The sequence below is a fragment of the Hymenobacter arcticus genome, from assembly GCF_054779975.1.
Genome location: NZ_BAAGXF010000029.1, coordinates 19852 through 27012, shown reverse-complemented (window position 1 = coordinate 27012; position 7161 = coordinate 19852). Strand labels below are relative to the sequence as shown.

Here is a 7161-nt window from a genome sequence, read left to right as displayed (position 1 = left end):
ATAACGTATCGGAAATGATGAACTCTTGAGTAGTAGCCATACCCCAAATTAATCCCTATTTGGATAGCCTCTAAGTGCAGCGTTTCGCAGAGTAGGCAAAGTTTCGCAGAGGCGGACGCCAAACTTTGCGAAACTTTGCCCACTCTGCGAAACTTTGCGTTAAAAAAAGATATGCTTTCGACCCCCATCCGCCTCGCCACCCGCGCCTCCCGCCTTGCCCTGTGGCAAACCGAGCACGTTGCTAGCCTGCTCAACCAGGCCGGGCTGCCCACCGAAATAGTGCCCATGCAAACCGTGGGCGACCAGGTGCTCGACCGCTCGCTGGCCAAAATCGGGGCTAAGGGCGTGTTCACCGAAGAGCTGGAAGAAAGCCTGCGCCGCGGCGAAACCCACCTGGCCATTCACTCGGCCAAAGACGTGCAAAGCACCATTCCGCCCGACCTGGAGCTGCTGGCTTTCCTGGAGCGCGAGCAGGTTAACGACGTGATAGTCAGCTTTCAGGAAGATTTTGACATCAGCAAGCCGGGCATTTTGCTGGGCACCAGCAGCACCCGCCGCAAGGCGCTGCTGCGCCGCTTTTACCCGCAGGCCAACACTGCCGAGGCGCGTGGCAACCTCCAAACGCGCCTGCGTAAGCTGCAAGAAGGCCAGTACGATGCCCTAGTGCTGGCCTACGCCGGCGTGCACCGCATGGGCTACCACAGCCTCATCCGCCACACGCTGCCCACCGACAAGTTTGTGCCGCCCGTGGGCCAGGGTAGTATCGCCGTCGAAAGCTCGCGATTTCTGGATAACGAGTTGAAAGACAAGATAAAAAAGGCTCTCGACCACGCCGCCACCCACCGCTGCCTGCTGGCTGAGCGCGCCTTTTTGCGCACCATGGAGGGCGGGTGCAGCATCCCGTCGTTTGCTTTGGCTACCTACGACGCGGCTGGCGACATTCGCCTGCACGGCGGCCTCATCAGCCTCAGCGGCGAAGAGTATATCGACTTTGTGCAAACCGCATCCCCCGCGCAGGCCGAGGGCCTGGGCATGGCCGTGGCCGACTACGTGCTGAGCCACGGCGGCGCGGCCATTCTAGATAGCATCCGTGAGCACCGAGGTGAGCTATAATTCTGATTTACTGAGTTATAAGATAATTTAACGTTTCCCTTAATTGTCTCAGCTCCCCTGCTTATGAACCGGAGTTCTCGCTTGTGTTGCACTGCTGCCATTGCCCTGGGGCTGCTCGCCAGCGGCCCGGCCCTGGCCGCCAAAAAGCCCAAAATCAGTAAGAAAGACGAAGTTGTGACCATCAGCACTAGCCTGGGCGATATCCGACTTATCTTATTCAGCGACACGCCGTTGCACAAAGCTAATTTTCTGAAAAAAGCCGTCAGTGGCTTCTACAACGGCACTACGTTTCACCGTGTCATCCCCAACTTTATGGTGCAGGGCGGCGACCCCAACTCCAAGGACGCCGACCCCACCAACGACGGCCAGGGTCCGCCCAACGAGGCCACTATTCCGGCCGAGCTGGTGCCCGCCCACAAGCAGAATTACGGGGCCATTGCCGCCGCCCGCCAGGCCGATTTCGTTAACCCTCAGCGCGCCAGCAATCCCAGCCAGTTCTACATCGTGGAGAATCACCAGGGTACGCACTTCCTGGATGGACAGTATACTGTGTTCGGTCAAGTTATTCAGGGCCAAGAAGTTGTGGATAAAATTGCCACCCTACCCAAGGACGGCCGCGACCGCCCCCTTACCGACTTGCGCATGACGATGAAAGTGGAAAATCTTAAAAAGAAGAAAATCAGCCAGTTGTACGGCTACACCTACTAGCAGCTCATGAAAATCCTCCTCACCGGCTCCAACGGCCTGCTGGGCCAAAAGCTGGTGGCCCTGCTGCACCAGGCGCCCGGCGTGGAACTGGTGGCCACGGCTCGCGGTACGAATCGCCTGGAGGCGCACTACCCGGCCCTGCGTTACCTGCCGCTCGACGTGACTGACCCCGCCCAGGTGCAGCAAGTGCTAACCCAGGAGCAGCCCAGCCACGTTATTCACACCGCCGCCCTCACCCAAGTAGACGATTGTGAGCTAAATCAAGCCGCCTGCTGGGCCCAAAACGTGACGGCTACCGAGCACTTGGCCGCCGCCTGCGCCCAGCTTAACATCCACCTCACACACCTCAGCACCGACTTCATTTTCAACGGCGAAGAGGCCCTGCTGGCCGAAGATGCGCCGCCCGACCCCATCAGCCACTACGGGGCCAGCAAACTGGCTGCTGAGCAGGTCGTGCAGCGCACGGCGGGGCTGCGCTGGGCCATTGCCCGCACGGTGCTCGTGTATGGCACCACGGCCGCCGGGGGGCGTAGCAACCTCGTGCTCTGGGTGCGCGATTCGCTGCGCAACAAGCAACAAATCAAGGTGGTAGATGACCAGTGGCGCACGCCCACCCTGGCCGAAGACCTGGCTCAGGGTTGCTGGTTGCTAGCCCAGCAGTCGGCCCAGGGCATTTACCACCTCAGTGGCCGCGAGCTGCTTACGCCCTACCAGATGGCCCAGCAGGTGGCCGCCGCATTCGGCCTTGATGTGGCGTTGCTAACGCGCGTGGATAGCCAGGTATTTGTGCAGCCGGCCCGCCGCCCGCCGCGTACTGGTTTCCGCATTGACAAGGCCGAGCGAGAACTGGGCTACCAGCCGCACTCCTTCGCCGAAGGCCTGGCGCTGGTAAAACATCAACTGAGCCACTAACCACGCAACAAAAACAACCCAAACAAAAAGCCCGCTGGCATTGCCAGCGGGCTTTATTTGCTATAAGCCTTCCGCTTCTATAATACTCAACAACTGATAGCTGGACAATGATAAGAGGACTTTTTTCAAAGTATTAGCAACGTAAGTATTTGTCAATAAGTTCTTTGCAAGAAAGTTTTTAGTAAAGTAAATTTTGCAATGAGTAAAGTCTGGGACTAGATATTTTCGGGCCATTCGCCGATAAGCAGGCCACCAACCAACATGGCGGTGCGTTGGCGCAAGGCCAATTCGCCCACAGCACGCGGTACTATTTGGCCATCAAGCGTAGTGAAGTCGCGGCCAGCGGCCAAAGTCGCGTACGGGGTAGCAGAGGAGGCTGCACTTTGCCGGCAAGCATACGAGGGTTTCATAATATGAAGAGATAGTGGGGGTAAATAGTTGGACAAGGAGTAGTGGTAATGCATAAATCTTATACAATATTAGTGACCCCAATAAGCTGGTGAAAGGACAAAACCCGTGTTCCTGTGACATTAGGGAAATTACTTTATGAGTAGCAAAAGACAAATTATAATAAAAATAATACAAAAAAAAATGAATAATGAAACAGGTTTTTATATTAAGTAATTGAGCAACAATAGTTTATGGTTTAAAAGAAGTTATCCGTATTTGGTCGTTTGCAGTAGATTAGTGACAACCGTAGTCAGCCATTTGATGCCTAAGCTTGCTTTTAAGCCCGTTTTTTAGCTAGAAAACGGGCTATTTGCTGTAAGGAGAGTAGGGTTAGGAGAAGGGCAAGGCCTGGTCCGGCCGCTACCCACCACGCAGCAGGGGCTTGCCGCACCGAGGCCAGCAGACTGCCCCAACTTACCACGTCGGGGGCCTGCCCAATGCCCAGAAAAGCCAACGCGCTTTCGAGCCCAATGAGCCCGGCCAAGCTGAGAGGAGCAAAAGCCCAAAGCGGCCGGCAGGCATGCGGCAGGGCGTGGTGCCACCAAATGCGGCCTTCGGGCAGGCCACTGGCCCGGGCGGCCTCAATAAAGGGTAGGGCGCGCACCCGCAGCATTTGGGCGCGCACCAGCCGGGCGGGCTCGGGCCAGGCAAGGAGCGCCAGTATGCCCAGTAGCTGCACTGGTGCCAGGGGAGCGCCCGCCGCCAGCGCAACCAGCAAAATGAGGCGAGGCACTGCGCCAAGTACCGTCGTAGCCCCTAGTATCAGGCCATCGAGCGGCAAGGCCACCGTGAGCCCTGATTGCCGGGCGGCTGTACGCCGCCGACCCATGATAATCAGCAACAAAGTAGTGATTATCAGTAAAATAAAAATAAAATGACCGGGTAGCGACCAACCCCACCAAGCGGCGGCGAGCAGCCCGGTAACGGCGGCCAGAGGCACGCGCAACTGGTTGCCCCAAAAGCCCGACGTGGCCCCCGCCAGCGCCCCCACCAGCGTGGCCAACCCTACGGCGGGCAGGCTGAGGGCCAGCAGCCGCCGGGCCCCCGCTACCAGGCCGGCCAGCACATCGCGCCCCAGCGCATCGGTGCCGAGGTAGTGCGCGGGCCCGGCCCCCGCCCAGGCAGGCGGCGTGGCTACGTGAAGTAAATCGGGGGTAGCGGCGGGGTAGGGCAGGGGGAGCCAGGGGGCCAAGAGCCCCACTGCGGCCACCAGCCCCAGCCAAGCTAGGGCCAGCCAGTAGCCCGGCTGCGCAAGGGGGGGCAGGGCGATGGGCTTCATGCGGTGGGGCGCAGGCGGGGGTCAGCCAGAAAGTAGAGCACATCGGCCAGCACCAGGCTGAGCAGGCGCACGGCCGCCGTGAGCAGTACCCCGGCTAGTACGAGCGGATAGTCGTGCGCCGCTGCGGCTTCGGCCAGCAGGCGGCCGCTGCCGGGTATGGCAAAAAGTACTTCTACTACCACGGTGCCGGCCACTAAGGTTGGTAGTAGCTCGGTGAGGGTGGTGAGGAGCGGCAGCAAGGCGTTGGGGAGGGCGTGCCGCCAAAGCATAGCTTGCACCGTGAGCCCCTTAGCGCGGGCCGTAGTAGCATAGTCCAGGGCAGCCTCATCGCGCAGGGCGGCCACTAGCGGCAGCGTGAGGCTGGGCAGCACGGCCAGCACCAGGCTGAGCAGCGGCAAAGCTGCCCGTGCCAGCCAATAGCCCAAGGCCGGCAAGCCAATAGGGAGCTCGCCATCTAATGTATTAGCAGGTAATAAGTTAAGCGCATCCGGGTTGGCAAATAGCAGTAGCAGTACCAGCGCCAGCAAAAACAGGGGCGTTACTTGCAGTGCAGCCAAGCCCGTGCGCACCAGCGCGGGTAGCCAGCCGTGCGGCGTGCGCGCCAGGTACAGCCCCAGCCCCAGCGCCACTGCCAACGCCAGCCCCGCCGCCGTAGCGGCCAGGGGCAAGCTGTAGGCAATGGCGTGCGCCAGCAGGGCAGTTACGGGTTGGCCATCGCGGTACGACTGGCCCAGGTTGCCGCGCAGCACCTGGGCCGCCCAGCGGTGGTACTGGTTGTGCAGGCCATTCCAGTGCCAGGTAATGGGCGGGCCGGCCACGCGCGACACGTAGAAAACCGGCTCGGCCAGGCCCAGGCGCTGGCTCACCGCTTGCTGGGTAAGCGCCTGGCTGGCCGCCGACTGGCGGCCGACCGTTGGGCGGCTTAGGTCGCCGGCTTCGGGCTGGGCCGCTTGCCCGGGGCCGCCGGGCAGCAGGCGGCTCAGCAAGAAAACCAGGGAGGCAATGCCCCAGGCCGCCAGCGCCGCGCGCCCAAGCCGCGCCAGTAGCCACCGCGCCATACTAGTGCAAGTCGGGCTGAAGGGTGCTGGGCGTGGCCCACGACAAGGCAGTGGCCGCGTAGCCGGGTTTCAGCCCCGAGGCCACTACGTGCCGCAGCTGCCGGCTAACTGCCATGCGGTAGGGCAGAAAAAACAGCGGTACAATGGGCATCTCCACCTGCATCATCACCTGGAAGCGCCGGAGCAGCAGGCGCTTGCGCCGCTCATTGCCTTCGGTTATCAAGGTCATAAGGAGCTGGTCGGTAGCAGGTTGGCTAAAGCGGGTGAGGTTGCCGCTCCCCACGGCTGCCGAATGCAGGATGGGTGCAAAGTTGAAGCCAAGGGGGCTACCCTTCAACATGCTGATATACAAGTCAAAATCACCCGCTTGCAAGCTGCCCGTGAGTACCGAGTGTTCGGTTGGAACCAAGGTGACAGGAATGCCTACCTGCGCGGCCGCCGCCTGAAATTGCAGGGCCACGGTGGCGTGCGTAGCATCGCCAGCTCGGTAGCGCAGGCTGAGTGCCAGCGGCGCAGCTACCCCCGGCCGCTGCCAGTGGCCATCTGGCTGGCGCTGCCAACCAGCCCGCCGCAGCAGGGCGGTGGCCTGGGCCGGGGCATAGGAGAGCAGCGGCAGGCTGTCGTTGTAGAAGGGGTTGCTGGGGGGTAACAGGCCTACCGTGCGGTTACCCTCGCCCAATTGAGTAGCGGCCAGCAGCCCGGCGAAGTCAAAAAGCCGGCTGAGCGCCTGGCGCGTTTGCCGGTCGTGCAGGGCGGGCCGCTGGGTATTAAAGCCCGCCATTAGCATGGTGTAGGAGGGCTTGGTGTAGAACACAAATTCCTGCTGCGCAGCTTTTGAGGCTTGTAATTGCTGAAAAAGCCGCGCGGGGATTTGCGCGTACACGTCTAGCTCGTGGCGACGCAGCGCGAGTACCGCCGCCCCATCATCGGGCAAAATGACAAACACCAGCTGCCGGGGCCGCGCTTGCAGCACAAAGGGGGCGGGCCGCAGGGCATCGGCCCACCAGTGAGCTTTGCGCTGAAAACGCAGGCGTTGGTTGGTTTCCCAACTCACCAAGCGGTAGGGCCCGCAGCCCGGTAGGTGCTCGGGCTGGCGCGCCAGATTGGCCTGCTGGTAGCGGCGCACCAGGGCCGCTACCGGGGGCGCGGGCGGGCGCGTGGCCGGCCAGTCTTGCAACGCCGCTAGCGACAGTTGGCGCAGCGTATGCGCGGGGTCAAGCGGGCTTTCGGGCAGGATAGAAAAATCGCCCGAGGCATTAAGTAATTCGGTGCCCTGGCCCCGGCACACCAGCACAAAGTGGCGCGGGTCGGTGGGGTCGAGCCGGACTTGCCGAATAAAGCCGAACTGCGCGCGGCTATTTTCGATGGGTAGCCCGGGGCATTGAATCAGTTTCAGGGTAAAATCTACGTCGGTGGCAAGCACCGGCCGGCCGTCGTCCCAGGTAGCGGCTGGCCGCAGCCGGTAGTCAAGCAGCGTTAAAGAATCACCGATTAACTGTGCCTTGGGTAGCTGTTCAGCCAGGGCTGGCGCGTAGATATTGTGCTGATAATCAACTTGCAATAACGAGAGATGAAGCAAGCTAACGGCATCAATCGCACTCTGGTTGGGTAGGGCCAGTGGATCGAGCGTTTCGGGGTCGC

General features: G+C 61.1%; 6 protein-coding genes. 3 read left to right on the top strand and 3 right to left on the bottom strand.

Annotated elements, in window-relative coordinates:
• The first annotated feature begins 171 nt into the window (after positions 1–171).
• From hemC to ACYVGC_RS24325, 3 genes are all read left to right on the top strand, one after another.
• Positions 172–1113, top strand: coding sequence for a hydroxymethylbilane synthase (gene hemC / locus ACYVGC_RS24335; protein ID WP_460586449.1), 942 nt, complete (start codon positions 172–174; stop codon positions 1111–1113).
• 63 nt (positions 1114–1176) lie between these two features.
• Positions 1177–1821 carry a peptidylprolyl isomerase gene (locus ACYVGC_RS24330; protein ID WP_460586448.1) on the top strand — a complete coding sequence of 215 codons (645 nt, stop codon included), beginning with the start codon at positions 1177–1179 and terminating at the stop codon, positions 1819–1821.
• 6 nt (positions 1822–1827) lie between these two features.
• On the top strand, positions 1828–2733 hold the full coding sequence (locus tag ACYVGC_RS24325; protein WP_460586447.1) for an SDR family oxidoreductase: 906 nt from the start codon (positions 1828–1830) through the stop codon (positions 2731–2733).
• A gap of 727 nt (positions 2734–3460) precedes the next feature.
• Here the strand turns inward: ACYVGC_RS24325 and ACYVGC_RS24320 are convergent.
• From ACYVGC_RS24320 to ACYVGC_RS24310, 3 genes are read right to left on the bottom strand one after another with little or no spacing between them, the layout of a single operon-like run.
• Positions 3461–4462 (bottom strand): ABC transporter permease, encoded by a 1002-nt coding sequence (locus ACYVGC_RS24320; RefSeq protein WP_460586446.1) that lies wholly within the window; start codon positions 4460–4462, stop codon positions 3461–3463.
• The gene (locus ACYVGC_RS24315) at positions 4459–5520 is read right to left on the bottom strand and encodes an ABC transporter permease family protein (RefSeq protein WP_460586445.1); all 1062 of its coding nucleotides are present in this window, start codon (positions 5518–5520) and stop codon (positions 4459–4461) included. Before ACYVGC_RS24315 ends, ACYVGC_RS24320 begins: the two co-directional genes overlap by 4 nt.
• A 1-nt stretch (position 5521) precedes the next feature.
• The gene (locus tag ACYVGC_RS24310) at positions 5522–7081 is read right to left on the bottom strand and encodes an ABC transporter substrate-binding protein (RefSeq protein WP_460586444.1); all 1560 of its coding nucleotides are present in this window, start codon (positions 7079–7081) and stop codon (positions 5522–5524) included.
• Between the last annotated feature and the right edge of the window lie 80 nt (positions 7082–7161).